Here is a 25,284-nt window from a genome sequence, read left to right on the forward strand (position 1 = left end):
TCGCCTGCCACCCTCGAACTACTGACCCCCGAGCGGTGACGAGTTGCCCCCCGGAAGCTTCGGGGTGCCTGTCTCCTTGGCTTCCTTCTCCCTTTTCTCCCGCTGCTTGATCATCTCGAGCCGTTGGGTCTTTTCACTCTTCCAAAGCCCTTCGAGCCAGCCCTCATTGATCTTGACCTTGGCGGAGTTGACAGCATCTGTGAGAATTGCCGCGTAGTCGTTGAGCGCCGAGGCCTTCTCCAACATCAGTCTGCGCCGCAGACTCCACTTGACGTCCTCGTTCGGTGCCTTGTAGCGCTTCTCGGTTTTCTCGTCTATGTAAAACTTGAGCCAGCCGTTGCCCTGTCGAATCCACGGCGTCGTTCCGAAAACACGCGTCTGCTCGATAATCGGCTGGATGTCGACCGATAGGCTCTGGATCGGTACTGGCCCAAAGGAGCCACCACGCTCACGAGACGGGTCCTCCGACATATTCGTAGCCACGATCTGAAAGTTGACACCGCCGGCAAGTTCTTTGTCCACGGCCTGCTTGGCTGCCTCGGAGGTGACTGCAATTACCTTGCCACGCACGCGAGCCGGTTCTTCGAAGTCCTCCGGATGGAGCCGGATGTAGTCTTCGACCTCCTTCATGGAGACCTCGACACCTTTGGTTCGCAGCTTGAACTCGTTGATTTCGTGCTTGATTGTTTCCTTCACAGCTGCTCTGGTGCGGCCCGCGGCCTTCTGTTGATCGAGGTACTGGGGCTCCTGGCGGATCAGGCGCTCGAGCATGTCGTTGACTTCCTCGTCGGTGGCAGATACGCCCTCTTTCTTCGCCATCTGCGCCACGACTTTTTCGCCGATCATCTGCTCGAGACAGAAGTAACCGACCGGCAAGATCGGCCTTCCGAAGCGCTGTCGAACCTGGGCGAAGCTGAGGTAGTTCTCCATAGCCACTTCGCACCGACGGCTCCACTCCGCACGCGTGATGACATCGTCGTTGACAGTAGCCAGAACGTCTTCTTTCTCACACCCGACAAGGGCAACTACCCCCAAAGCGGCCACTCCAACGAGTGCTAGAGCACGGTAAGTCCCGTTCACGTATCCTCCTGTTGGCGCTCAGAGTGAGCCAGCGGGACGCCGGAGGTACTCCGCACAGCTCTCATCATTAGTTCGACCTCGCTGAGCGGTCTTCCAACACGCTCGGCAATCTCCGTTGGACTAAGTCCAGTCTCCACGAGAGCGACTGCCGTGTCTTGCCAAGGCCGTTCTCCAGCCTGCGCCTCACTCGCGGCCCCCGTGGTTCTTAGCCGAGCGTCCAATTCGCGTTTTACCCGCTCGAACTCGGCAGTCAGTTTACTCAATACCTGTTCGGCGGCGCGCTCCAGCCTCTCGATTTCGGGGGCGAGTGACGCGCTGCGAGCCTGCTCCTGAAGTCTGCGGCTGAAATGCTGGAAGGAGAACCATCCGGCAAGGAGCAAGAGCAGTTGAGCAAGTAGCAGGCACTCTCCCATGGCAAGTCAGGCCCGAATGTCCAGTTTGGGTTTCGCGCCTTCCACCATCTCCTCCGATTCCGGCTCCGCTTCAGGCTGAGGCGTGTCGTCCTCGCCTTCGGCAATCTCGACCACATCGCGCGGCTCTTCCTCTTCGGAATGCGCGCGATCCTGCCGACCTTCTCGGCGGTCCGCAGGTCGCACGGCGTTGGAGCCGGATGTGGGCGTTACGCGGCTGAGCGGGGCGCCGCCATCCACAGCCATGGGTCACGGCCTCCCTTAGACCTTCGGTGTGCGTTACTGATGCGCGAACATCGTTACATTGTCGGACAGGCCGACACGCAGGCGTAGCATTGCCTGCGTGTGGAGTTGGTAAACGCGGCTCTCCGACACACCCAAAACCTTCCCGATTTCCTTGAATGTCAGACCCTCGTAATAGTACAGGGTTATCACGAGGTGTTCTCTCTCCGGAAGTCGCTCTATGCAGTCGGTGAGCAAACGCCGAATTTCCTTGCCGTGAATTTCCCCTTCCGGGTTGCTGTGTCGGTCTTCGACAATGTCGGACACCCGCAGCTGGTCTTCCGCCTCGTTGCTGGCCAACACGTCGTCTATGGATGCCAGGGTGGTACGCCCTAGTTGGATGAGGAGCTGATGATAGTCCTCGAGGGTCATGTTCATGGCCTCCGCCACCTCGACTTCCCGAGGAGGGCGACCCAGCTTCGCCTCGAGATGCATGTGCGTGCGCTCCAACAACTTCAGTCGCTCGCGGATCGAGCGAGGCACCCAATCCTCGTCTCGTAGCATCTCCAGAATCGCTCCGCGAATGAGCGCGATAGCATAGGTCTCGAACTTCACCTCGCGGCTACGGTCGAACTGATCGATAGCCTTGATGAGCCCTTGCACGCCGGCTCCCACCAGGTCCTCGCGGTCCAGACCCGGTGGTGGGCTGCTTACGACCCGACCCGCCGTGATCTTGACCAGGTATTTGTAGTGATCAATGAGTTGTAGGCGGGCATCCAGATCGTTTTCCGTTTTGTACTTTCGCCAATACTCCGGAAGCAGTTGCGGTTGAATCGCCATTAGCAGTGCATCCCTCTCATTCGTTTTTGCCCTTCGACTCGACAGACTCCGTCAGCGGCTTGATCTGAGCGAAGACGGCCTGCCATATTGTCCCGAGTACCCACCCAACAACGAACGCGATTCCTCCTCGCGTCAAAGCGAACTGCCAGTGCACCTGTGTGAGGGTCGCGGCAACGAGCGCGACCAGAGCGGCAAGAGAACCTACTAGGAGTGGCACTGCCTGCCTCCGCGGAAGCGCTCAGCGTGATGCCAGGAAGTTCGGACGCAGGAGCCCCACCGAGCAGGTTCGTGGCGGAGCTGCGCGGACGGAATGAGCCAAGGAGTGGGAGGATTTTCGAGAGCAACAATGGCAGCCTCTCCTTGCGCCAAAGGACACCGTCGTGCGGATTGCATCCATGTCTCCCCGTAAGTCTAGATTACGGATCCGAGGTCACCCGCCCTGCTGCGGGCTCGGCATGTAGGTCGGCTTCCAGCCGATGCACTCCCCGCTTCGACGCGCCCTCTTCGTCGCTCTTCCGAGGCGCCGCGCGGAACGAAGGCCCCATAATCTCGGGCCCCAAACAAATCGATCGGTGTTCATTATACCGGGAACGGGACCCATGTCAACCAGTAGTGTAACAGGATTGATTAGTCTGGCTAAATTTTCCCTAGCGCCGCTGGCGGACGGGCGCGCTTCGCAAACACGATCAGCGCGACGATGGTGAGGGCATAAGGCAGGCTGGACCAGAACTCGGAGGGCGCCGTCATCCCGAGGATGGGAACACCCTGCATTCGCATCTGCAGCGCATCGAATAGCCCGAAGCCTAGAGCGGCCGTGAACGCACCCAGCGGATGCCAGCGTCCTAGCACGAGTGCAGCCAGGGCGATGAACCCGCGCCCCGCCGTTACGGCCTCCGAGAACTGGTTGACGTAGGCAAGAGAGAGGAAGCCCCCGCCGAGCCCCGCCAAGACCCCGCTCATCAGCACGGCTCCGGTTCGGATGCGGACGGGGTGGAGGCCCATCGCCGCCGCTTTGTCAGGATCGTTGCCAACTGCTAGTACGTGCAGGCCCCCTCGGGTCCTGAATAGCCACAGCCATGCGACGACGGGCAGCGCCAGCGCCACCGCTATGAAAACCCACTGAGACATGGCGGGTACTTCGGGCGTGCTGCCATGCTGCCCAAAAAGGGGCAAGATTAGAAACGCAGTGCCTCCGAAGGCGATCGCGTTGACCGCGACGCCGCTGACTACGTGATCGATCCGCAGGCGTTGGGTGTTCAGCGCGTGGAGGGACGAGAGGGCGACGGCCGCTAGTACCCCGGTCAGCAGTCCCAGGATAGGGGAGCCAGTCCGGTCGCTTCCGAGCGCCGCGAAAAACGCACCAAAGAGCATTAGGCCTTCCAGGCCGATATTGATGACACCCGAACGTTCACAAATCAATCCACCCATCGCCGCGAAGGTGAGTGGTGTCGCTCCGCGGAGGGTCGCCTCGATGAGTGCACGAATCAGTGCGTCCATCAGTCGGACCTCCGCAGACGCTGCCACCCGATACCAGCAGCGAGCAAGATGACCACACCTTGTACCACGGCGGCGATCTCCTTCGGTATCTCCGTGACGACTTGTGCAGACTGTGCACCCTGAGCGAGTGCGCCGAAGAGAAGTGACGATAAACACACGATCAGAGGATTGGCAAGTGCTATCAGTGCTACTGCCAGACTGTCGAAGCCGTATCCAGGAGAGATGCCATCGTAGAACCGAAACTCATAGGCACACACCTGCATTGCACCAGCGATTCCCGCCAACGCGCCTGATGCGGCCATCGCCCAGACTATGGTCCTCTTGACGTTGACCCCTGCTGCTCGAGCTGCATCGGCGTTCGCACCAACGGCCCCCAACTCGTACCCTGCCACCGTTCGTCGCATCCACCAGAATAGAAACACGGCGATGCCAATCCCTAACACCAGGCCCCAACTGATCTCGGGAGTGGTTGATGCGAGCCCTAGGCGCGCGCCATCGGCAACATACACCGTCGTGGCCATGTCAGACGAGGGATCCTGCATGGGGTTGGCTGCTATGTATTTCGTGAAGCTACGGGCGATGTAGTTGAGCATGATGGTGGTGATCACCTCGTGCCCGCCCCGCCACACTTTGATCAGGCCCGCGGGTGCAGCCCACAGCATTCCTGCCAGTGCACCCGAGAGAACGGACAGTGTGACGTGCAGAGGCGCCGGTAGGCCGGTGAGGTAAATGCCGGTCGCCGCCGCTGCAAGCGCACCTACGAGCAACTGTCCTTCTACACCGATGTTGAAGAGGCCGGCACGCAACGCTAAGGCGACTCCCAGCCCGGAGAACAGCAGCGGTGTCATTCGAGTGAAGGTGCCCGAGAGTCCGCCGGGATCGCCGAAAGAGCCTTGAACCCCGGCAACAAGCGCGTCCCACGGGGAGACTCCGGCCATATTCACCAGCGCTCCCAACGCACCGAGTGTGACCACGACTAACGCAAGGAGACGCCAACCCCTCAAGCGGCCCCCTCTTCTACGCCTACCATCAAGCGACCGATCCGTTCCCTATCGATCTGCTCTCCTCGTAGCTCGGCCACAAGCCGACCATCGCGCATCACATAGATAGGCTCACAATTCTCGATCAGTTCGTCGAGGTCGAAGGAGATAACGAGTGCGCCCATGCCTGCCAGACACTGGGTGCGAATCTGCTCGTATACCGATGCGGTACCTCGTACGTCCAGACCTCGTGAAGGCTGGAATGCGAGCAACAGCTTCGCATCGAGATGCAGGGCGCGCGCTACGACCAGGCGCTGCTGGTTGCCCCCCGACAGCTCGGAGACGGGCGCACGCAGAGAGTCCACTTTGATATGGAATCGCTCCACTTGTTCCTTTGCGGCATCCATCTGCTCTCGCGCGCTCAGTAGCGGACCGCGTGCCAGGGGTGGCAACCTCTGCAAGCCCAGAATCGCGTTGTTCAGAAGGTCCCATGTCTCGATGAGACCATGCCTGTGGCGGTCCGCAGCAATGAACCGCAAGCCGAGGCGAAGCCGTCGCACCGGTGGTTCGCGTGTTACATCACGCTCCAGTAGTCGAATGGTTCCTGACAGGGTGGGCCTCACTCCGATGAGTGCCTCGGACAGCTCGGCCTGACCGTTGCCGTCCACGCCCGCTATACCTGCCACTTCTCCCGCTCGGACTTGCAGGCTCAACCCCGCGACGGCGCGGTTGCGGCGATCGCCGAGAACGTGCAAGTCGCGCACATCCAGGAGCACGGGTGCTTCGTGGACGGAAGACCCGACGTCGAGACGAGGACGCATCTCCTCACCGACGATCCACGTGGACAGGCGGACTACGTCGGTGTCGGCCACATCCGACTCACCCACTTTGCGGCCCGCTCGCAGCACCGTAACGCGGTCGCAGTGGTCTACCACTTCGCGCAGCCGGTGGGTGACCAGAATGATGGTCCTGCCGTCATCAGCCAACTCGCGGAGGCTGGAAAAGAGCGCTTGCGCGTCCGGCGGCGAAAGCATTGCGGTGGGTTCGTCGAGGATGAGGATCTCCACCTCCCGCCATAGCAACTTGAGAATCTCCAACTTCTGGCAGCCTGCGGGAGTGAGGGTCTCAGCAGGAGCGTACCAGTCGAACTGAAAACCCATGCGGGCAGCTAGTCTCTGTGCACGCTCGACGGCCTCCGAGCGCTTCAGGACGCCGAGGTGAGCGAGTTCGGCGCCTAGCATCAGGTTGTCGAGGCAGGTGAGCTCGCCGATGATGCTGTAGTGCTGACTGACCATGCCGATGCCGGCGCGAATGGCCTCGCTGGGGCTGCCGAAGCGCACCGGCTTGCCCGCAATCTCGATGTTTCCCGCATCGGGTCGGTACAGCCCGTACAGGACGCGCATCAAGGTCGTTTTGCCCGCACCGTTTTCGCCGACAATGGCGTGTGTCGCCCCCCTTGCCACCTCGAGATCCACTCGGTCGCATGCCACAAGCCGACCGAATCGCTTGGTGACCCCCGACATCCGGACCGCGGGACTCACTCGGAGACTGCCTCCGGTGTACTTAGCCGGCAGTAGAGATCGTAGATGGCCGTGATCCCCTCCTGTCCTCGGCCCTGCGCGACGAGCGAGCCGAAGAGCTGCTGGATTAGGGCGGTGGCGGGAGCGAATGCTCCGCAATCGGCCGCGGATTCGATGGCGTACCTCAGGTCCTTGAGTGCGAGCCGTAGGGAGAATCCAGGGCGGAAGTCGTGACTCACCATCTTCGATCCGAGGTTGCGTAAGGTCCACGAGTCTGCGGCGCCTCCGGACAACACGTCGATGGTTTTGTCTAGATCTAGGCCGTGAACTTTCGCAAAACTTAGGCCTTCGGCCACGGCTGCTATGGTCACTGCGCACACGATTTGGTTGGCCAGTTTGGTCATCTGGCCCGAACCCGACTCTCCGACGTGAGTGACCTTGGCGGAGAACGCCTTCAGCACGGGCTCGACCCTGGCAAGCGCCTCTGGGTCCCCCCCGACCATGGTGCTTAGCGTCCCTTCGATCGCGCCCTTCTCTCCGCCCGTGATCGGTGCGTCCAGAAAGGTGGCGTCGAAGCGGGTGGCATGCTGTGCAAGACGTTTAGCCACACGCGGTTGAATGGTGGAGTGGTCGCACACGATGAGCCCTGGTTGTGCAGAGGCCAATAGTCGCTCGGTGACCTCGGCGGTCTCAACGCTCGTCGGCAGGCAGAGGAGCACGGCATCGCATCTGCCGGCCATCTCCACCGGGTCGGATTGCTTCGCCCCCTTGCCAACCAACTCGGTGACGGCTTGCTGGCTCCGATTGTGCACCCACAGATCGTAGCCGGCATTCAGCACGTGGGCGGCCATCGGCCGCCCCATCACTCCAAGTCCGATGAACCCTATCGTCTTCAACTCACTCCCCCTTCACCGGTCCACCTTAGGTGACCATCGAGGCCAGAAATCATCTCCCGCGCTGCCGACGAGTTTTCTCGGCTCGCGATCGCTTTCGTACAGCCAGATGTCCCGCTGCCCAGACGGCCCTTTGGTGTAGGCGATCTTCCTTCCATCGGGTGACCACTGCGGGTCACCACACAACCCCACATCGGCTTCTGTCAGTAACCTGACGCCACCTTCCTGGGCAGGCAGCAATACTAAGGCCTCTGGTACTACTTCGTCGCCCTCGACCTTGGCCATGATCGCGGCGATTTGCGAACCGTCCGGAGACCAAGAGGGCGAGACGAGAACCGATTTCGCGCCGATTTCCGCGAAAACGGGTACGGGAGTCAGTTTGGCGTTGTCGAGGCTAACGATGAGCAACGCGTCGGTGGGGCCCTCGGGTTCCGGTTGGACGGTCTCCCCTGCTTCCCATGAGCGTCCGGCCTCCTCCGTCTCCTTGGCTTGGGCACCCACGTATGCCACGATGAATTTGTCTTCCGTCGGATGGTACGCAATATCTATGCGTTTGGCGTAGAGCCATACCACCGGAGGCTTCTGCTGTCGCGCCCGCAGATCGTACTGCTGCACGATGAGTACATCTCCGGTGTCTCCACTTATCACCCCCACCAGCGTGCCCGCACTGCGCCCCCATGTCACCTTTCGAAAAGACGATGCGCCGAACTCGGCTTGCCATGCGTCCATAAGAGCCTTTCGCTCTCCTGGACTGATCGTAGGTGGCGGGATAAGCTGCGCCGCGTGCCGCTCGCCCAGGTACAGCACGGATACCGTCCCACCCGCCGTGTGCAGGATGCGCTGACCGGTAGGATCGGATGACAACTCTGCTTTTCGCGAGTGGCTCACGGTGAGTTGGTTCGCCGTTCCATCCCTCGGGCTCAGGTGGAAGATCTGGAAGATACGATCTGTGCGGTTCGAGACGAAGAACAACGTCTTGCCGTCGGGCAACTGCCAGGTTGGCTCGAGGTCTTCTGAACTGGAGTCGGGCTCTGCCCGCACTTCGGTCCCGTCGGGCTTGAGGAACCAGATGTGAGCCGGGCCTTCGCGATCCGAGACGAAGGCCAGCCATCCCGAGGTGTTGGCGGGGAGGATAGGCGCTTGCCCCTTGCCCCAGGTCGAGAGCAGCCAGAAGCCTAGCAGCAAAGCGATTAGCCCCACGAGCCAAAGGAGTGTCTTGGTAGTTCTCATTCGTGCAGCCTTCGTCGGGGCTAGCCCCGGCTCCACCCACTTCCCTGTCCATACCCGCATTCCTTCCGGCCCGGGCCTGTTGAATGACGCGATGACTGCACTGGCGCGGCACGTCCGGGTCGTGCCCCCTAGGGTTGGCAATGCTCGTTCGGTGGGTGGAGCGCGGCCAACGCGGGCCAGGGCACGGAGGTTATGAGCGCCCTACGTCCCGAAGCGAGTGCCGGGGCGGACGCCGTACCCATTGGAGAAGTCGAGGGCGGTCATCCGCCGCTTCGCCTCGGGCTGAATCTCGGTTAGCAGCAGTGCACCGTCCCCACAAGCGACCCCGATGCCGTCGGGTCCGACTGCCACAACACTCCCCGGTTCGGCCGACACGAAGGAATCGATCAACTTAGTGGCGCAGACCTTTACACTGCTGGTCTGATACGTGGTGTGCGCTCCCGGCTGTGGAGTGAACGCCCGGACCCGGTTGTGCAGGGTGCGGGCCGACAAAGCCCAATCCAGGAGGCCCTCCTCTTTCTTCACCTTGGGCGCCTTGGTGGCAAGCGCCGAGTCTTGCGGAGTGCGAGTGAGTCCATCCGGGAGAAGATCGAGAGCCTGAACAATCAGATGCGCACCCATCACGGCTAGACGTTCCGTGAGCTGTCCAGCGTTCTCGTCCTCACCGATCGGGGTCTCTTCCTGCAGCAGAATGTCGCCCGTGTCCATTCCAGCGTCCATCAGCATGATCGTGATTCCGGTCACGGCATCACCATGCTCGATGGCTCGCGGGATGGGGGCTGCGCCTCGCCAGCGCGGGAGCAGCGAAGCGTGAATGTTGATGCCTCCGAGCGGAGCGGCCTCCAGGAGCGTCACCGGCATGATCTGTCCGTAGGCGGCGACTACCAGCACGTCGGGACGCAGCCCGGTCACCAGTCGCAGAAACTCTTCGGATCGACAGCTCTCTGGCCGCAACGCTTCGATTCCCAGTTCAGTCGCAGTCTCGGTGACGGCGCTGGGACGCAGTCGCATACCCCTACCCGAGGGGCTGTCCGGTTGGCTAACCACGCCAATCAGGTCGTGGTTCGAGTTGGCGATGGCTCGCAGGGCGGGCACCGCGAACGGGGCGGTGCCGAAGTACAGAACCCTCATATCTCGGGCTCTTCGCCCTCGTCGTCTTCCGGAATGTGCCAGTGGAGGCTGGAGGCGACTGCGCGGTCCGTAAAGAGAATGCCGTTCAGATGATCGATTTCGTGCAATGCGATGCGTGCGGGCATGCCGCTCAGCTTCAGGTGCACTGGCTTGCCCTTGCGGTTTAGTGCACGCACTTCGGCTTCGGCAGCGCGCTCGACGTCCCCGTACAGTCCGGGAAGGCTCAGGCACCCTTCTTGGCCCAAGATCGCCCCGCTCTCCGACACGACCTCGGGATTGATCAGCACATGGATGTCCTCTCCAACGGGGGCAACAAGGATAACCCTTTCTGACACGCCGACCTGCGGCGCTGCCAAACCCAGGCCGTTTGCCCTTTTGAGGATAGTGATCATGCGCCGAATGAGATCCTGTACGTCCGGCGAGATTCGCTTGACTGGCTCGGCAACGGCGCGCAGAACCGGATCGGGGTATTTCACCACGCCCGGATTGGCCGATGCATAGAAGTCGGCGACGTGCTCCGGGATCACCACCTCTGTTGCGACGATACTGTTCACGAAGAAGATTGTACCGGGCCGAAGCGATGTAGGGTCATGCGAGGGTCTGCGGGTCGACATCTACGGCCAACCGTGCGCGAAACTTGCCGCCGCGCAGCGCATCTCGTAGGAGGGGGCCGGGTCGGGCATCCGGGGCAAACTTGGCGAGGATAATCCGCCGGTACACGCCCATCACCTGTTCGGGGACTGCCTCGGCCGGGCCAAGCACCTCGACACCCGGGATCGGTGCCATTGCTCGAGCCACGGTAGCTGCGTCGTGAAGGGCTATCGCCCGAACCTCGCTCGAAACCACGACCTGGGCGAGCCTGCGAAACGGTGGGTAGCCGGCAGCCTCGCGCTCCTTCATCTCGTAGTCCACGAACCCCTCGTAGTCGTAGGCCTGAGCAAAGCGGATAACGGGCCTGTCGGGGTCGAAGGTCTGTGCGATGACCCGTCCCGGCACATCGGCACGACCCGCCCGCCCGGCAACCTGAACGAGAAGTTGGAAGGTGCGCTCGGACGCTCGGAAGTCCGGCATGTTGAGGCCCGTGTCCGCATTCATGATGCCGACCAAGGAAACGCCGGGGAAGTCGAGGCCCTTGGCCACCATCTGAGTGCCGACCAGAATATCCAAGTCTCGCTCACGAAAGCTGGACAATACATCCTCTTGGGCTTTCACATCCCGGTCGAGGCGGCCCACGCGCGCAGTGGGGAAGAGGTCCATCGCGTCCTGCTCCACTCGTTGGGTGCCCAGACCGTGCGGGATGTATCGTGTGGAGTTACAGCGCGGACAGCGGTCGGTGGGCTTGGCCCGAGCGTCGCAGTGGTGACACTTCAGAAGCCCGTCGCGTTTGTGGAACGAGAGTGACACCGAGCACCGCTCGCAGCGCGGCACGTAGCCGCACTCGCGACAAAGTAGAAACGGTGCGAAGGCTCGGCGATTGAGGAAGAGCACCACCTGCTCACCGCGGCTGAGCGCCTGCTCGACGGCCTCTGCCAGGTACGTGCTGAAGGCAGTTTTCATCTTGCCTTCGGCTCGCAGGTCCACGATTTCCAGAGGAGGGAGTGCAGAGCCACTGGCGCGCTCCGGCATCGAGATGAGCTTCATGCGCCCCGCCTTCGCAGCGTACGTGCTCTCCAACGAGGGGGTGGCGGAGCCCTGCACCACGACCGCACCGGTCTCGCGCGCACGAACCTTAGCCAGCCCCCGTGCATCGTACCGAAGCAGATTCGACTGCTTGTACGACGAGTCGTGCTCTTCATCTATCAGGATCAGTCCCAGCGCGGGCAGAGGCGCGAACACCGCCGAGCGAGGACCTACGACGATGGGGGTGTCACCCCGTGCGATGCGTTGCCACTGACTGAACCGTTGCGAGCCTTCCATGCCGCTATGTAACACGCTGATAGCGTCCCCGAAGCGCTCGCGCACACGCTGGACCACCTGCCCGGTGAGGGCAATCTCCGGCACTAACAGGATCGCAGTTCGGCCGAGGCGTAGACACGCAGAGATGACGCGTAAGTACACCTCCGTCTTGCCACTAGCCGTGACACCATGTAGCAAGAACTGCTCGGCTCGCCCCTCTTCGAGTGCGCCGACGATCTCCGTTACCGCATGGGCCTGTGCGCCGACGAGCCGCCGGTCGGACACCGCGAATCGCGCCAGGATCGCCTTGGGATCTGCAGGCACTAATACACCTGCGACGGCCAGCTTGTCGAGTACTGCCTTTCGCAGACCCAGGCTTGCCATCTCGGCAACGGACAGCACCTCGTTGGCGTGAGGTAACAGCGCGGTGGCGGCCAGCGCCTGGGCGGGCCTGCGGGTACAAGTCGAGACGAACTTCTCGATAGCATCCGAAGGGGCGACTGCATAGTGGGTGACCGTTGTGCGAGGCCGCGGGGGCTCGACCAGCTCCCATCCCTTGCGAACGATGCCCTTGCGTTTCAGGCGCTCCAGGCCGTCACGGGCCATATCTCCGAATGTGCGAAAGAGGGTGATCTCCAACTCTTCGCCGCCGCGCTCCTCCAGACGACCGAGCAAGGCCTCGTCCTCTGCTGCAAGGTCAGGTCTCTTCGCATCAGGGACCACCTGCCAAAAGGGGCGAACGCGGGAGCGCGAGGCTCGCGGGACGGCGGTCTGGACGGCCAGCCAGAGCGGGCCCACGTACTCCTCGGCGGCGTGCCGAATCAGCTCCAGCAGGTCATTGGGAAGTCGCGCGCCGCGAGCCACACCCAGCAGGGGCTTGAGCGCGTCTAGCGGGATGGGCAACTCGGACACCGAGCACGTACGACGCCCCACCACATAGCCGAGGGCAGTCCGTCCGTGGAAACTCACCACGACCGGAGTCCCTGGAGTGGCTTCGCGGTCGAGGTTGGGTGGGACGCGGTAGGAGTAGGCTGGCTTGCCTTCCTTCACCCGGACGTCCACCACTACGTCGGCGATATCGTAGCGCTCGGTCACGAAGGGTCGTTTCGGCGGAGAGGGCTCGAGACCTTGCGGGATTCTTGCCACTTACACGCCGAAACGGCGCTTCCACTCGTCCAGCTTGGTGAGTGCCTCGATGGGGGTCATCTGCTCGGTGTGAAGGTCGCGTAATTCGGCGATGATGTCGGGCTCTTCGGCTTCGAACAGCTTTAGTTGTACCGTTGTCGGTTGCGGGGCACGGCGCGGGCCGTGTGCGTCTTCGAGCTCCCGCAGCACCTCGGCTGCGCGGGCGAGCACGTCCGGCGGCACCCCCGCCATGCGCGCCACTTGCAGGCCATAGCTGCGGTCCGTTCCCCCCTCCAGCACTCGATGCAGGAATACCACTCGGTCGCTCTCCTCTTTGACCGCCACACGGAAGTTGCGCACGTTGGGGTAGCTCTCGGCGAGATCGTTGAGCTGATGATAGTGGGTTGCGAACAGGGTCTTGGCGCGCACGTCGGCAAGACGCTCGGCAGTCGCCCAAGCGAGGGCGAGGCCGTCGTAGGTACTAGTGCCCCGTCCAATTTCATCCAGGATGACCAGGCTCTTGCGCGTTGCATGGTGCAGGATGTTCGCCGTCTCTGCCATCTCCACCATGAACGTGCTTTGCCCCGTCGCAAGCTCGTCGTGGGCACCGACGCGAGTGAAGATGCGATCGAAGATGGGCAGCCGGGCGGACTTCGCGGGGACGAAGCTGCCGATCTGCGCGAGAAGCGCGATGAGAGCCGTTTGACGCAGGTAGGTGGACTTGCCGCTCATGTTTGGTCCGGTGAGAATCATGAGTGAAAAGTCGTCGCTGAGGCGCAGGTCGTTCGGGACGAATCGGCGCCCCGGGTCCTGGCTCTCTACCACGGGATGGCGTCCCTCGATGATCTCCATTGCATCGCCGTCATGCAGTTCTGGCCGTACGTAACGGTAGCGCACAGCGGTCTCGGCGTGACTTAAGAGGACGTCCACTTCGGCGAGCCCACCAGCAGTCTCCAGTAGCCGTGGCGCCGAGGCGGCGATGTCGGATCGAACGCTGTCGAACAGGTCTGCCTCCAACTCGGCAATCTTCTCGTCGGCAGCCAGGACTGCGGACTCGTATTCCTTCAGCTCCGCCGTGATGTAGCGCTCGCCCGAGGCCGTGGTCTGCTTGCGGATGTAGTGCGGGGGGACCTTGGCGAGGTTTGCCTTGGACACCTCGATGTGGTAGCCGAAGACGGAGTTGAACCCGACCTTTAGGCTGCCGATGCCGGTGGCTTCGCGCTCCTTGGCTTCGAGCGATGCGATGTATTCCCGTGCACCCACTCGTTTTTGCCGGATAAGATCTAGTTCTTGGCTGAAACCTTGACATATCACGCCGCCCTCGCGCACCGTGGCAGGCGGTTCCGGCACGATGGCGCGCGTGAGTAGGTCCTGGATGCCAGTCAGTGGGTCCAGGCGCTCGGCGAGAGCACTGAGAACTGGTTGTTGTTCCTTCGTGAGCGCGGCGCGGATGGCTGGAATCACGGCCAAGGAGTCGCGGAGTGCCGCTAGGTCTCGTGGAGATGCGAGGCCGGTTGCCGCACGCGAGGTGATGCGTTCGATATCCTGAACCGATCGAAGAAGACCAATCAGCTCATCGCGCAACAAGTGACGAGAGACGAGTGCCTCGACGATGTCGTGGCGGGCCTCTAGCGCTTGGCGGTCCAGCAGCGGCTCGAGAACCGTGCGGCGAAGCAGCCTGGCACCCATCGCCGTGGATGTGGCGTTGATGACGGAGATGAGCGTGAACCGTCGTCCCCCGTCGGATAGGTTGCGTACTAGCTCGAGGTGGCGCCGGGCCGTCGTGTCCAAGCGCATGAAGCTGTCCACGCTGTAGGTGGCGATGGAGCGGAGATGAGCCGCGACGGCAATCTCGTTGCGCTTCAGGTAGTTGAGTACGTTGGCTGCTGCTTGCACGCCCGCCGTGTACTGGTCCAACCCGAAGCCCGCAAGCGTTTCGACCTGGAACTGCTCCTGTAGCATGGTGCGTGCAGCGTTCGGGCTCGGGGTTGCGTCTAGGGTGGTGATTGCGGCTCCGCAGGCACTCCGTGCCGCCTCGGCCAGGTCGTCGCATCCCTGGGGCAAGAGCAGCTCGGCCGGGCTTAGGCGGGCAAGTTCGGCCAGTGTGCGTTCCAAAGACTGCTTTCCGCCTACCTCGGTCGCCAAGAAGCGGGCAGTCGTCACGTCCACGTAGCTGAGGCCGAATAGGTCTTCCGCAGGGATTGCAGCCGCCAGGTAGTTGTCGGACGAGGCGTCCAGCATCGAGTCTTCCAGCACGGTGCCCGGCGTGATCACCCGAGTGACCCGCCGCTTGACCAGTCCTTTCGCCTTCTTCGGGTCTTCCACTTGGTCGCACAGCGCGACCTTGATGCCTTTCGCCAACAGCCGAGCCACGTAGCGCTCTACCGCGTGATAGGGCACTCCGGCCATCGGCAGTTTGCCGTTCGGGCCGTCGGCCTTTGCGGTGAGTACGATCTCCAGTTCGCGCGCAGCCACCTCGGCGTCCTCGCCATAGAACTCGTAGAAGTCGCCCACGCGCATGGCGAGCAGTGCCTCGGGCACCTGCTTCTTGGCCTCGAAGTACTGACGCATCATGGGTGTGTGGGCGCGCCGCTCGATCATGGGTGCGGTGACTATAACCCGGAGCCGAACGGAGTGTCAAACGAGAGTGGACACCTCGAAGGGGGTTTGGCTAGAATACGGGGCAGGAGGCGACGTGACGAACCTGGTGTGGCGATGGGCCCTGATCTCGGTGGCTCTGCTCTTGACCGGACTGCTGGGCGAGCAACTGAAGGTGGGTCTGAACCTGACTGAGCAAGCCGTGTGGAAGCTGCCGCTCGCGGCGGTGTTGATCGGCTTGATCAACGCCTTGGTGCTGCCGCTGCTCAAGCTGATAACCATGCCGCTGCACTGCGCCACTCTCGGCGCATCCACGTTTGTCATCAACGTTGCGCTATTCTATTGGGTAGGGCATTTGGGGCTGGGTCTCGAAGTAGTGAACTTCTGGGGAGCGCTGTTCGGCACGCTGTGCGTGTCTGTTTTCAGCACGGCGCTCGGCTTCTTGCTTCCCGATAGGAAGGAGTAACGCGGTCCCTTGTCAGCTCGAATTCTGACCATCTGGGGGTTGACGGCCCTGGGCCTCGCCGTCCTGTTCGTCGCAATCGTGGTGGGCTTCGGCGCGGCACTGGGCGGTTTCGTTCTGCGGCTGACGGAAGGAACGGACCGCGCACTGCTCGGCTTTGCCTCGATGCAGGACTTACCCACGGTGCGCGGCGTGGTGGCGGTGCTATTGGCCGTGGTAGGGGTCGGGCTGCTCGTCCACTCGTTCCGCCAAGCGTTTCGCGGGCTCACGCGAGTCATCAATCCGAAGATGGAAGGCCGCGTGATGGACGCGTACATGCGCAAACGCAGCCTGCTCTCTGGCCCGCGTGTAGTCGTAATCGGAGGAGGCACAGGTCTTTCGACGCTACTGCGCGGTCTCAAGCAACGCACCTCCAACATCACGGCTATCGTGACCGTGGCGGACGACGGCGGGCATTCCGGGCTGCTGCGCCGTGAGATGGGGATGATCCCGCCCGGCGATATTCGCAACTGCCTGGTTGCTCTGGCAGACGCCGAGCCGGCCATGACTGCGCTCTTTCAACACCGATTCGACCAGCGCGGTGGGGGGATGGCAGGGCACTCTATCGGCAATCTGCTGATCGCGGCGATGGCGGACATCGAGGGAGATTTCGAGAAGGGTGTCAAGAAGCTGTACGAGGTCCTGAACATTCGGGGGATGGTGCTGCCTTCTACGCTCGCGCACGTGACACTGCGTGCCGAGATGGAAGATGGGTCGCTGATTGACGGCGAGACCGCGATCGTGGAGTCGCCCCTCCGTATCCGGAAGGTGTCACTCGTGCCTGCCGACCCACCGCCGCTGGAAGAGGCATTGGATGCGATAAGGAACGCCGATATCATCGTAATCGGGCCAGGCAGCGTATATACGAGCGTGATACCGAACCTGTTGGTTCGAGGGATGACGGATGCGATCGCGGCTTCGAAGGCCGTAAAGGTATATGCGTGCAACGTGATGACGCAGCCAGGAGAGTCGGACGGTTTCACCGCTGCGGATCACGTTCGAGCCATCGAAGCACACACCGGCCGGCATGTGTTTCAGTACGTGATCGTCAACAAGGCGATTCCCGGTGAGGCACTCATCGAAAAGTACCGAGCTTCGAACCAGGAGCTGGTCGTGCCGGATGCCGACCGACTCCGTGCGATGGGACTCAAGCCGGTGGTAGGAGACTTTATCTCGGAAACGGACGTGGTTCGACACGACCCGGTGAGGCTGACCGAGGCGATCCTTCGAGTGGGAGGTGCAAAGCGATGAAGGGGATTATCGTGATACTGTCGGGGCCCTCGGGAGTCGGCAAAGACACCGTGATCGGCGAGTGGCAGAAGCGCAACCCGGACGTGCGCAGGGTAGTAACTTGTACCACGCGACAACCGCGACCTGGCGAGCGCGATGGTGTGGACTACACTTTCCTCGATCCCTTGGAGTTTCAGAAGCGCGCTGCCTCGGGGGAGTTATTGGAGTTCAAGAGCGTGCATGGCAACTTTTACGGCGCACCTGCTAGTGAAACCGACGAGTTGGTGGAGAGCCGTCTGATTGCAGTACTTAAAATTGACGTGCAAGGCGGAGCCACCGTCAAAGCAGCACGACCCGAGGCACTCACGATCTTCCTCGCCCCACCCTCCTGGGAGGAGTTAGAGCGAAGGATCCGCGAGCGCGCCGCGGACAGCGAGGAGGCTATTCGATTGCGCCTCGAGAACGCAAGGCGTGAAATGCAGGCATCGTCCAACTACGAACACGTGGTAGTGAACGACGACCTCCAGCGCGCTGTGGCCGAGGTGGATGCCATCGTAACGGAAGCGAGGTCCAGCCGTGGAGAGTGAGCGAGGCGTGGTACTGCTATGCGTAACTGGTAGCATCTCTGCGTACCGCGCTGCAGACGTCGCGCGGGAGCTGATGCGTTCCGGCTTCGGTGTTCAGTGCGTGCTAACGCGTGCCGCGCAGCACTTCGTCACACCCGAACTGTTCACGTGGCTGACCGGACGACCCGCCGTGCACGATATGTTCGAAGAGCCGAGACCGGGCGGCATGGCACACATTGACTTGGCGCGGCAGGCCAGTCTGTTTCTCTGCGCCCCTGCCAGTGCTCACACATTGGCAAAGATGGCACTGGGACTTGCAGACGACTTGGTAGGTGCTATGTATCTCGCCTATCACGGTCCCACTGTGGTAGCACCAGCGATGAACCCGAGCATGTGGGACCACCCTGCGGTGCAAGCGAACGTTAGCATTTTGCAGGAGCGTGGCACGCACTTCGTGATGCCGGAGAGCGGGACGGTCGCTTGCGGTGAAGTGGGTGAAGGCAAGCTGGCATCGGTAGAAGCCATCGTGGAAGAAGCGCTGGCGGCACTGGGCACGGGTATGTCCATGGCTGGTCTACACGTCGTCATTACCTCCGGTCCCACTCGCGAGCCCATCGATCCAGTGAGGTTCATCGGGAACCGCTCCTCCGGCAAGATGGGTCATGCGCTGGCGCGGGCGGCGCTGGACCGTGGCGCGAAAGTGACACTCATCAGCGGCCCCACTTCACTGCCCGATCCAGCGGGCGCGGACACGCAACATGTAGAGACCGCAGCGGAGATGGCGCGGGCGGCACGTGAAGCCTTTCAACACTGCGACCTGTTTGTCGGTGCGGCCGCTGTGGCCGACTTCCGACCGAAGAAGGTGTCCGGGCGCAAGATCAAACGGGGCGATGCTGCTATCAGCCTGTCGCTGGAACCGAACGAGGACATCATCGCGGGGCTGGCCGCGGTGAAGGACCGGCAGGTGTTGGTCGGCTTTGCCGCGGAGAGTGACGACTTGGTGAAGAACGCGAGGCACAAACTGACCGCCAAAGGCCTGGATATTATCGTGGCCAACGACATCACCGATATGCACTCGGGCTTCGATACCGACACCAACCGCGTGACGCTGTTGTTCAAGGACGGGCGGACCGAGGAGCTGCCGCTGCTCTCCAAGCGCGAGGTGGCCGAACGCGTGCTCGACGCCGTGATCCCGATGCTGGGCCGCTAGGTCGCTCTGGGGCCTGTTGGTACAATCCCACTGTGGACCCCCATGCCCTCGAGGCCATCGAGTTTGCCCAGGTGCTGGAGCTGCTCGCCGACCGCTGCGAGACCGAGGCAGCAGCCTCGGCTGCACGAGCGCTCGAGCCACGCACTGAGCCTTCTACGGTGCAGCGGCTTCAGGACGAGACATCGGAAGCGCGTCGGCTGCTGGAGACCGACGTGGTGGTCTCCTTCTCCGGCTTTCGGGACGTCGGGGCTGCGGTGGATGGTGCCCGACGGGGCATGCACGTGCCGGGCAACGTGCTGTTCCGCGTCTACGAGACACTTCTGACCGCGCGCAAGGCCCATGCCTACTTCATGGGCAAGAGCGCAGCCGCGCCGACGCTTGCCGACGTGGCAAGCCGCATCGTCCCGCAGCCCGACCTGGAGCGGCGTATCTCGGAAACGGTGCTGCCGGATGGACAGGTGAAGGATTCGGCGAGCACCGAGTTGGCACGGCTTCGGTCAAAGAAAGCGGTGCTGGCCGGAAGGGTGACCGAGCGGATGCAGGCACTATGCAATCGCTATCGAGACTCTCTGTCCGACTCGGTGGTCACACAGCGATCGGGGCGGTGGTGCCTGCCGGTCCGCTCCGACCACAAGGGCGCGGTGCGTGGCATCGTTCACGACACCAGCGCGACGGGCATGACGGTGTTCGTGGAGCCGGAAGAGGTGGTGGCCATCGGCAACGAGCTTCGCGAGGTGGAGGCGCAGGAGCGTCACGAGACCGAGCGGATTCTGCGCGAGCTTTCGGGGTTGGTAGGAACGCGAGCGGAGGACATCCTGGGCTCACTGGCAGCGTGCAAAGAGTTGGACCTCATTCTCGCGAAGGCGCGGCTGTCGCTGGACTTTCGCTGCGTTCCGCCTCGGATTAGCGATACGCCCAGACTCAGCCTGAGGCAGGCCCGACACCCTCTCCTCCCGCCCGACGAAGTGGTAGCCACCGACCTGGACGTAGGGCAGGGCTATCGGTGCCTGCTGATTACGGGACCCAACACGGGCGGTAAGACGGTGGTGCTGAAGCTGGCGGGGCTGGCAGTGGCGATGACGCAGTGTGGGCTCCACGTGCCGGCCGCCGACGCAGTGCTGAGCGTCTTCCCACAGGTTTGGGCGGACATCGGAGACGAGCAGAGCCTTCAGCAATCGCTCTCTACCTTCAGCGCGCACCTTAGGAACATACAGAGGATGTTGGATGCAGTTCAGCCGGGCGCGCTCGTGCTGTTGGACGAGATCGGCGCGGGCACCGACCCGACCGAGGGCGCGGCGCTCGCCAAGTCCATCCTGAACCACCTACTTCGAGTCGGCGCTCTGACGCTGTGCAGCACTCACTACGGCGAGCTCAAGGCCTTTGCCTATAACACGGATGGCATGCAGAATGCGTCGATGGAGTTCGATGTGGAGTCCTTGCGGCCGACCTACCGCCTGCGCATCGGCATTCCGGGAGCCAGCCACGCCCTCACCATCGCGCAGCGCTACGGCATCCCATCCGAGATCCTGGAGGAGGCCAGAGCCGGGCTGTCGGTGGAGCAGCAAGAAGTGATGAAGATGCTGGAGAAGCTGGACCTCGCGCAGAAGCAGGCCGACTCGGCGCGGGCGGACGCGGAGAGGCTCTCGAAAGAGCTGCAGGCGGAGCGACGCACCCTGCAGGAACGAATACGCGAGGCTGACGAGGCGAGGCGCAAGGCTCGGGAGAGCGTGGCCGAGCAGATGGAGGCCATCCGCAAGGAGCTGCGCGCCGAGGCCGAGCAGTTGTTCGAGAAACTGCGGGCTGCTCCCAGCCCGAGCCGCGAGACCGAGAAGGCGCGGGAAGACCTGAAAGCTCTAGATGCCGTGGCGCGCGAGTTCGTAGAAGAGATGGAGGAGACTCCGACGTTGCCAACCGTCGGTCGTGCAGCCGCGAAGGGCGACACGGTGCGCGTGCGGTCCTATGGCCAGACTGGACGCGTGGTGTCCGACCTTGCAGACGGGCGTGTGCAGGTGCAGGTCGGTGCGCTGAAGCTGACGGTTGGTCTGGAGGATCTCGAGGTGCTGGAGGAACCGAAGAAGGCCGTCCGCCCGACGGGCACGGGCCGGATGGCGCTCCGCCGGGCCGTGGACATCTCGCCCGAGCTGCACATTCGCCAGATGCGGGCGGAGGACGCGCTGGAGGAACTGGAAAGGTACATGGACGATGCGGTACTGGCAGGGCTAGACAGGGTGCGAATCGTGCACGGCAAGGGCGCGGGGACCCTGCGGAAGCTGGTGCACGAGTTCCTGGGTAACTATCCGGGAGTTGCGGGCTATCGGCTTGGCGCGGCCTCCGAGGGCGGAGCCGGCGTGACCATCGCGGAATTGAAGCGGTGAGGCCTCCGATAATGATTGAAGGGCGCAGCACGAGATGAGAGAGCCCATCCATGCGTCCACAGCACGAGCTAGAGAGGATGGTCCTTGTAGTGAGGGGTAGCCTGCGACCTCCATAGCGGGGGCCGAAGAGGCATCTGCTCCGCATGATATTGATTGAGGGGTGTCGATGGTGATTGAGGACGAGATAACCGAACGGATGGTAGCTGCTGCCAATGCGGCGCGCGACCATGCCTACTGCCCCTATTCGAGCTACCCGGTGGGCGCGGCGGTGCTGGATACGGAGGGCCGGGTGCACGTGGGATGCAACGTGGAGAACGCTAGCTCCGGGCTGACGGTGTGCGCCGAGCGCAACGCGGTGGCCGCGATGGTTGCTGCAGGGGGACGGAAGGTGGCCCAGCTGGTGGTGGTGACTTCGAACGGCGCCCTGCCCTGTGGCGCGTGCCTGCAGGTGATCTCGGAGCACGCCGCCGCACCCGACATCCCGCTACGAGTGTATTCGGACGGGCCCAACCCGACCGCCCGCACCTTCCCACTCAACTCGCTCCTCCCAGAACCGTTCAGGAAGCTGAGGTAGCGCAGCGGAGGGCAAGCACACCCGCGCGTCGTCTACGGATACTTCAGCGGCACGATGCCCGCGTTGAGCCACTGCTTCGTGTCGGATATCCGTACGTACACCTGAGCCGTGTCTGGATACGCTCGCTGCGGAAGGATGACGGCTTGATCCACGTGGCGACGCTCGAGCTTCACGCTGAGTGCCTGCGTTCGGCCAGGCACGGCTCTGGGCTGAGGCTCCCGAAGGTGATCTCGGTGCATTCCCTCGCGCCCTTCAAGGTAGTAGTACGGGTCCCACTGTTCCACGGGGATCACCTCGATGGGCATAGGCGAGTCGAACTCGATGCGCCAGGGGGGCCGCCCTGCCGCAGCGTAGCCGGTAGGCGCCATAGTGCGGCCCTCCAATGAGGAGTACGGATCCAGCGAGAAGTAGATACGCCTGGCGGACGACAGAGCGGTAGCGATGCGGCTGCGCCAGTCAGCAGGAACGGGGCCGCTCCATGCGTCCCAGCTCTCGGATGGACGCCTGGACTTCACGCCGATGGCGATGAGCCGCCAGGAGCCGGGGCGCAGCCGCATGTCTTCCGAAGGCGTCAGTCCCAACGCACCCTCTTGCTCGGCATCGGTGAGTCCCATTGGGATGTGCCGCCTAGCACGAGAGAACACCTCCCGTCCGATCGTGTGCCGCATCAGTCTATCCCAGCACGCGAGGACTACGCGGCCGTCGCGCACCCCGACAGCGAACGGTGTGGTCGTGTATGGAGCGAGGTCAGCGGTGCCGGGTTCGAATCGGAGGTACGGCATGGGCGCGTGAAATGCAGTGAACACCCACTTGGTCAGCTCGGGGTCGTAGTCGCCTCGGAAGAGGTACTGACCGATCAGGAACCACTCGATATCATCTTGGCTCTTCGGTGCCAGATCCTTTGGAGCCAAGGGGCCTTCCTTCTGCTCGGCACGCTGCATATCCCCTCCCGAGGTCGTGCCGCACCCGAAAGGCCCGCACGTGACGGTTAGGCTTAGGACGGCAACGCCGCTGAGCAGTCGTCTAACACTCATGTCACACTACCTCCCACGCCTACTGCCGCAGATGCTGCATCTTGAAGTCACCGTAGTACGGCCCCGTGCCTCGGTCCGTGTCGCTGAACACGCGGATGTTGTAGTAAGGTGGGCTGTTCTTGAGCCACAGCCTCGGATCGTCCCAGACTATGGTAGGAGGCCGTCCAGGAAACTCCGACCTGACGTCGTGTTCGCTCTGCACGTTCAGCCACGACAAAACCTCTCCGATGGTGTAGAGCGTTCCGCCGTATCCGTCCGGTAAGGAGAATCGCTCGAAGAACGCCTGGACCATATTCAGGTAGGTAGGATGCGAGTCTCGAGCATAGGCGTACCCATAGAAGCCCATGTAGAATGAGGGATCGAGTCTGTACTCGGGTCGCTGAATCCCGAAGCCCTCCGCGAGATCGTTCATCTCGTGGGGAATCACGTTGCGCCACGCGTCGGGGTCCTTGAGGTAGTCAACGGCGACTCTGCCTTTGTAACGCCCGGAGCCGCAGGTGTGGATCCACACCAGTCGTAGTTTGCCAGCCTCGATGGTGAGCTGCTGGAGATCTGGCTTGCGAACTGCCATCCAACCCCATGCCGGAGCGACGGGCCTTTCCGTGCCGGGTGGCGGTGGGCGCTTCCGGATCTTGAACGATGTGAGGTCATTCGGGCTCTGCAGCGTCACGTTGTGCGTGCCGTGTCCAAGGAAGAAGAACATGCGGAGTCGGTCTGACTCCAACAGGGAGGCGACTCCTTGGTACCGATTGTCCGGGCCGTAGTCCTCCCAGTACGCATTGCCAGGGTTGAACACCTTCACAGAGATGCCTGCCCTGTTGCACGCCTGGCGGATGTGTCGAACGAACTCGTATCCCCGCAGCGCAGGGTCGCCGCCCACGCCCTCGTGGAGAAAAGTGTTGACGATGACCGCCCTGGGCTCAGTTACACTGCACGCCTCCAGGCTCTCTGGTGCGCTCGGGGGGACGGGTGGCACCTTGTTCCTAAGGGTGACGATGAACGCATAGGTCGAGTCGTCTACAGGATCCCCGATGGCGTTCGTTCCATCCCACTCGCAGGCAACCACTACGGCGGGGGCTGTGGACTCCCATGTCCTGACCACATTGAGTGCGTCCATGTCCACCAGTTCCACGCGGTAGTCCTCCGGGGACTTGAGACGACACGCGAAAGCCGTTGTCTCCGGAGGGTAGCTCCAGGGGTTGAGCTCGTAGGTTGTCAGCGACTTGAGCGAGAACTCGTTCACGAAGGTCATGGGGGTGATGTTCGAAAAGCCGTAGCGCTCCTCGTCATCCCACACGACTACCACTGCGGCACGGAGCCCGTTGCGCCCGCATTCCGAATCGTAGGAGAGAGAGGGCTGCGCGTTCCCTGAGTAGTCCACGTACTCCCCGTCCAAGCACAAGGCCATCGCCTCGACCCCGTCGGACCAGGCGCTCAGGTTGGCCCATGCCGCGCCGTAGGCCGCGGAAGTGCCACCCTCCGACGTGACCGTAGCGGTGCAGGTCGGGTTATCGGCTGTCGGGGTGAGGACCACCTCCGGCGAGAAGGCCGCCTCCCCGCCGCTCGCGTTCAGCACGCACGCCTTGTAGGTGTACGCCGTGCCGTTCGTCGCCGAGGTGTCCAAGAACAGCCGCATCGGGGTCTCTCCGACGAACGAGTAGTTGCCCCCGCCCGCCTTCCTATAGACGCGATACGGAGCGTAGGGGTTACCGCCCTGCCCCAAGTCGAGGAACAACAGGTTCCGCCCGTTGCCCGAGAGCCCATCTAGAGAAGGCGCGGCCGCTCCGTTGTTCGCCGGAGGAACGCCCTGCATCGTGAAGTTCAAGAGCACGATGCTGATGTCGGGAAGGTCCACCAGCCCGCTGCCGTCCAGGTCGGCGGTGGGGTCGGTGGTGGCGAAGCGGACCAACACGTAGTTCAGGTCCTGCACGTCCACCACGTTGTCGTTGGTGGCGTCGCCGTTCTTCAGTTCTGCGTCGAACGTGCCGCCGGGGACCGTGATGCCTTGCCCCAGCACCCTGAGCCAGTGGCTCGCCTTGATGGTCACGTCGTAGGTTCCGTAGTCCAGGGGTTGCAGCAGCGGGACGGTGTATCCGCCGTTCGAGGCGAGGTTCACTGTTGTGGTCTGGACCGTGAGGTTTCCCTGCCGGATCTCCACGGTCACGGGGATGTTTTCCGCCGAGGCCGTCCAGAACTCCAGGCTGACGGTGCCGGAGACGGCGGTCACTCCCCAGAGGCTAGAGGGAAGCAGGAGCCCTACGAGGGCCGTACCCCCCCCGAAAGCTCAGCCATGCTAACCCCCTTTGTGCCCTTCGGCTGATAGTGGGCACGCTACCAAGATAGCAAAACCCCCGGCCCTTGTCAAGCCTTG

At 62.7% G+C, this 25,284-nt stretch carries 22 protein-coding genes; 6 read left to right on the forward strand and 16 right to left on the reverse strand.

The window, feature by feature from the left end; all coding sequences use genetic code 11:
* Positions 1-18: 18 nt before the first annotated feature.
* The 14 genes from HRF45_02295 to mutS all read right to left on the reverse strand — a co-directional run bounded on the left by HRF45_02295 (position 19) and on the right by mutS (position 15,425).
* A complete protein-coding gene (locus HRF45_02295) occupies positions 19-1,080 on the reverse strand; it encodes a SurA N-terminal domain-containing protein (GenBank protein ID MEP0765360.1) in 1,062 nt (353 codons plus the stop codon).
* Positions 1,077-1,493, reverse strand: a complete 417-nt coding sequence (locus HRF45_02300) for a hypothetical protein (GenBank protein ID MEP0765361.1) — start codon at positions 1,491-1,493, stop codon at positions 1,077-1,079. Before HRF45_02300 ends, HRF45_02295 begins: the two co-directional genes overlap by 4 nt.
* Positions 1,494-1,499: 6 nt before the next feature.
* Positions 1,500-1,736 (reverse strand): hypothetical protein, encoded by a 237-nt coding sequence (locus tag HRF45_02305; protein ID MEP0765362.1) that lies wholly within the window; start codon positions 1,734-1,736, stop codon positions 1,500-1,502.
* 33 nt (positions 1,737-1,769) lie between these two features.
* Positions 1,770-2,546 carry a FliA/WhiG family RNA polymerase sigma factor gene (locus HRF45_02310; GenBank protein ID MEP0765363.1) on the reverse strand — a complete coding sequence of 259 codons (777 nt, stop codon included), beginning with the start codon at positions 2,544-2,546 and terminating at the stop codon, positions 1,770-1,772.
* A gap of 22 nt (positions 2,547-2,568) precedes the next feature.
* Positions 2,569-2,769, reverse strand: a complete 201-nt coding sequence (locus HRF45_02315; protein MEP0765364.1) for a hypothetical protein — start codon at positions 2,767-2,769, stop codon at positions 2,569-2,571.
* Positions 2,770-3,188: 419 nt separating this feature from the next.
* Positions 3,189-4,049: an ABC transporter permease gene (locus HRF45_02320; GenBank protein MEP0765365.1), complete on the reverse strand. Its 861-nt coding sequence runs from the start codon at positions 4,047-4,049 to the stop codon at positions 3,189-3,191.
* Positions 4,049-5,053, reverse strand: a complete 1,005-nt coding sequence (locus tag HRF45_02325; protein MEP0765366.1) for an ABC transporter permease — start codon at positions 5,051-5,053, stop codon at positions 4,049-4,051. The genes HRF45_02320 and HRF45_02325 overlap by 1 nt, the downstream gene beginning before the upstream one ends.
* Positions 5,050-6,570, reverse strand: coding sequence for an ABC transporter ATP-binding protein (locus HRF45_02330; GenBank protein ID MEP0765367.1), 1,521 nt, complete (start codon positions 6,568-6,570; stop codon positions 5,050-5,052). Before HRF45_02330 ends, HRF45_02325 begins: the two co-directional genes overlap by 4 nt.
* Positions 6,567-7,445 carry an NAD(P)-dependent oxidoreductase gene (locus HRF45_02335; protein ID MEP0765368.1) on the reverse strand — a complete coding sequence of 293 codons (879 nt, stop codon included), beginning with the start codon at positions 7,443-7,445 and terminating at the stop codon, positions 6,567-6,569. The genes HRF45_02330 and HRF45_02335 overlap by 4 nt, the downstream gene beginning before the upstream one ends.
* A 12-nt stretch (positions 7,446-7,457) precedes the next feature.
* Positions 7,458-8,672, reverse strand: a complete 1,215-nt coding sequence (locus HRF45_02340; protein ID MEP0765369.1) for a PD40 domain-containing protein — start codon at positions 8,670-8,672, stop codon at positions 7,458-7,460.
* Positions 8,673-8,873: 201 nt separating this feature from the next.
* Entirely contained in the window at positions 8,874-9,803 is a 930-nt protein-coding gene (locus HRF45_02345) for a methionyl-tRNA formyltransferase (protein MEP0765370.1), read from the reverse strand.
* Positions 9,800-10,417, reverse strand: a complete 618-nt coding sequence (gene def / locus HRF45_02350; protein MEP0765371.1) for a peptide deformylase — start codon at positions 10,415-10,417, stop codon at positions 9,800-9,802. Before def ends, HRF45_02345 begins: the two co-directional genes overlap by 4 nt.
* Positions 10,392-12,794 carry a primosomal protein N' gene (priA, locus tag HRF45_02355; protein ID MEP0765372.1) on the reverse strand — a complete coding sequence of 801 codons (2,403 nt, stop codon included), beginning with the start codon at positions 12,792-12,794 and terminating at the stop codon, positions 10,392-10,394. The genes def and priA overlap by 26 nt, the downstream gene beginning before the upstream one ends.
* 51 nt (positions 12,795-12,845) lie before the next feature.
* On the reverse strand, positions 12,846-15,425 hold the full coding sequence (gene mutS, locus HRF45_02360) for a DNA mismatch repair protein MutS (protein MEP0765373.1): 2,580 nt from the start codon (positions 15,423-15,425) through the stop codon (positions 12,846-12,848).
* A gap of 94 nt (positions 15,426-15,519) precedes the next feature.
* On the opposite strand from mutS, the gene HRF45_02365 reads away from it, so the two are divergent.
* The 6 genes from HRF45_02365 (at position 15,520) to HRF45_02390 (ending at position 21,879) form a co-directional block, all read left to right on the forward strand.
* On the forward strand, positions 15,520-15,888 hold the full coding sequence (locus HRF45_02365) for a phage holin family protein (GenBank protein ID MEP0765374.1): 369 nt from the start codon (positions 15,520-15,522) through the stop codon (positions 15,886-15,888).
* Positions 15,889-16,215: 327 nt separating this feature from the next.
* Positions 16,216-17,175, forward strand: coding sequence for a YvcK family protein (locus tag HRF45_02370; protein MEP0765375.1), 960 nt, complete (start codon positions 16,216-16,218; stop codon positions 17,173-17,175).
* A complete protein-coding gene (gene gmk, locus HRF45_02375; protein MEP0765376.1) occupies positions 17,172-17,741 on the forward strand; it encodes a guanylate kinase in 570 nt (189 codons plus the stop codon). The genes HRF45_02370 and gmk overlap by 4 nt, the downstream gene beginning before the upstream one ends.
* A complete protein-coding gene (gene coaBC / locus HRF45_02380) occupies positions 17,731-18,930 on the forward strand; it encodes a bifunctional phosphopantothenoylcysteine decarboxylase/phosphopantothenate--cysteine ligase CoaBC (protein MEP0765377.1) in 1,200 nt (399 codons plus the stop codon). The genes gmk and coaBC overlap by 11 nt, the downstream gene beginning before the upstream one ends.
* Positions 18,931-18,962: 32 nt before the next feature.
* Positions 18,963-21,305, forward strand: a complete 2,343-nt coding sequence (locus tag HRF45_02385) for an endonuclease MutS2 (GenBank protein MEP0765378.1) — start codon at positions 18,963-18,965, stop codon at positions 21,303-21,305.
* Between the two features lie 166 nt (positions 21,306-21,471).
* Positions 21,472-21,879, forward strand: a complete 408-nt coding sequence (locus HRF45_02390; GenBank protein MEP0765379.1) for a cytidine deaminase — start codon at positions 21,472-21,474, stop codon at positions 21,877-21,879.
* A gap of 32 nt (positions 21,880-21,911) precedes the next feature.
* On the opposite strand, the gene HRF45_02395 is transcribed toward HRF45_02390, so the two are convergent.
* Both HRF45_02395 and HRF45_02400 read right to left on the reverse strand, forming a co-directional pair.
* Entirely contained in the window at positions 21,912-22,913 is a 1,002-nt protein-coding gene (locus HRF45_02395) for a hypothetical protein (GenBank protein ID MEP0765380.1), read from the reverse strand.
* 19 nt (positions 22,914-22,932) lie between these two features.
* Positions 22,933-25,140, reverse strand: a complete 2,208-nt coding sequence (locus tag HRF45_02400; protein ID MEP0765381.1) for a hypothetical protein — start codon at positions 25,138-25,140, stop codon at positions 22,933-22,935.
* Between the last annotated feature and the right edge of the window lie 144 nt (positions 25,141-25,284).

This window comes from Fimbriimonadia bacterium (assembly GCA_039961735.1).
GTDB lineage: Bacteria > Armatimonadota > Fimbriimonadia > Fimbriimonadales > JABRVX01 > JABRVX01.

Excerpts from the sequence above, each read along its gene's own strand:
- HRF45_02300 (MEP0765361.1), bottom strand. The coding sequence starts at position 1,493 with ATGGGAGAGTGCCTGCTACTTGCTCAACTGCTCTTGCTCCTTGCCGGA.
- HRF45_02305 (MEP0765362.1), bottom strand. The coding sequence starts at position 1,736 with ATGGCTGTGGATGGCGGCGCCCCGCTCAGCCGCGTAACGCCCACATCC.
- HRF45_02320 (MEP0765365.1), bottom strand. The coding sequence starts at position 4,049 with ATGGACGCACTGATTCGTGCACTCATCGAGGCGACCCTCCGCGGAGCG.
- HRF45_02340 (MEP0765369.1), bottom strand. The coding sequence starts at position 8,672 with ATGAGAACTACCAAGACACTCCTTTGGCTCGTGGGGCTAATCGCTTTG.
- HRF45_02345 (MEP0765370.1), bottom strand. The coding sequence starts at position 9,803 with ATGAGGGTTCTGTACTTCGGCACCGCCCCGTTCGCGGTGCCCGCCCTG.
- def (MEP0765371.1), bottom strand. The coding sequence starts at position 10,417 with ATGTCGACCCGCAGACCCTCGCATGACCCTACATCGCTTCGGCCCGGT.
- mutS (MEP0765373.1), bottom strand. The coding sequence starts at position 15,425 with ATGATCGAGCGGCGCGCCCACACACCCATGATGCGTCAGTACTTCGAG.
- gmk (MEP0765376.1), top strand. The coding sequence starts at position 17,172 with ATGAAGGGGATTATCGTGATACTGTCGGGGCCCTCGGGAGTCGGCAAA.
- HRF45_02390 (MEP0765379.1), top strand. The coding sequence starts at position 21,472 with ATGGTGATTGAGGACGAGATAACCGAACGGATGGTAGCTGCTGCCAAT.
- HRF45_02395 (MEP0765380.1), bottom strand. The coding sequence starts at position 22,913 with ATGAGTGTTAGACGACTGCTCAGCGGCGTTGCCGTCCTAAGCCTAACC.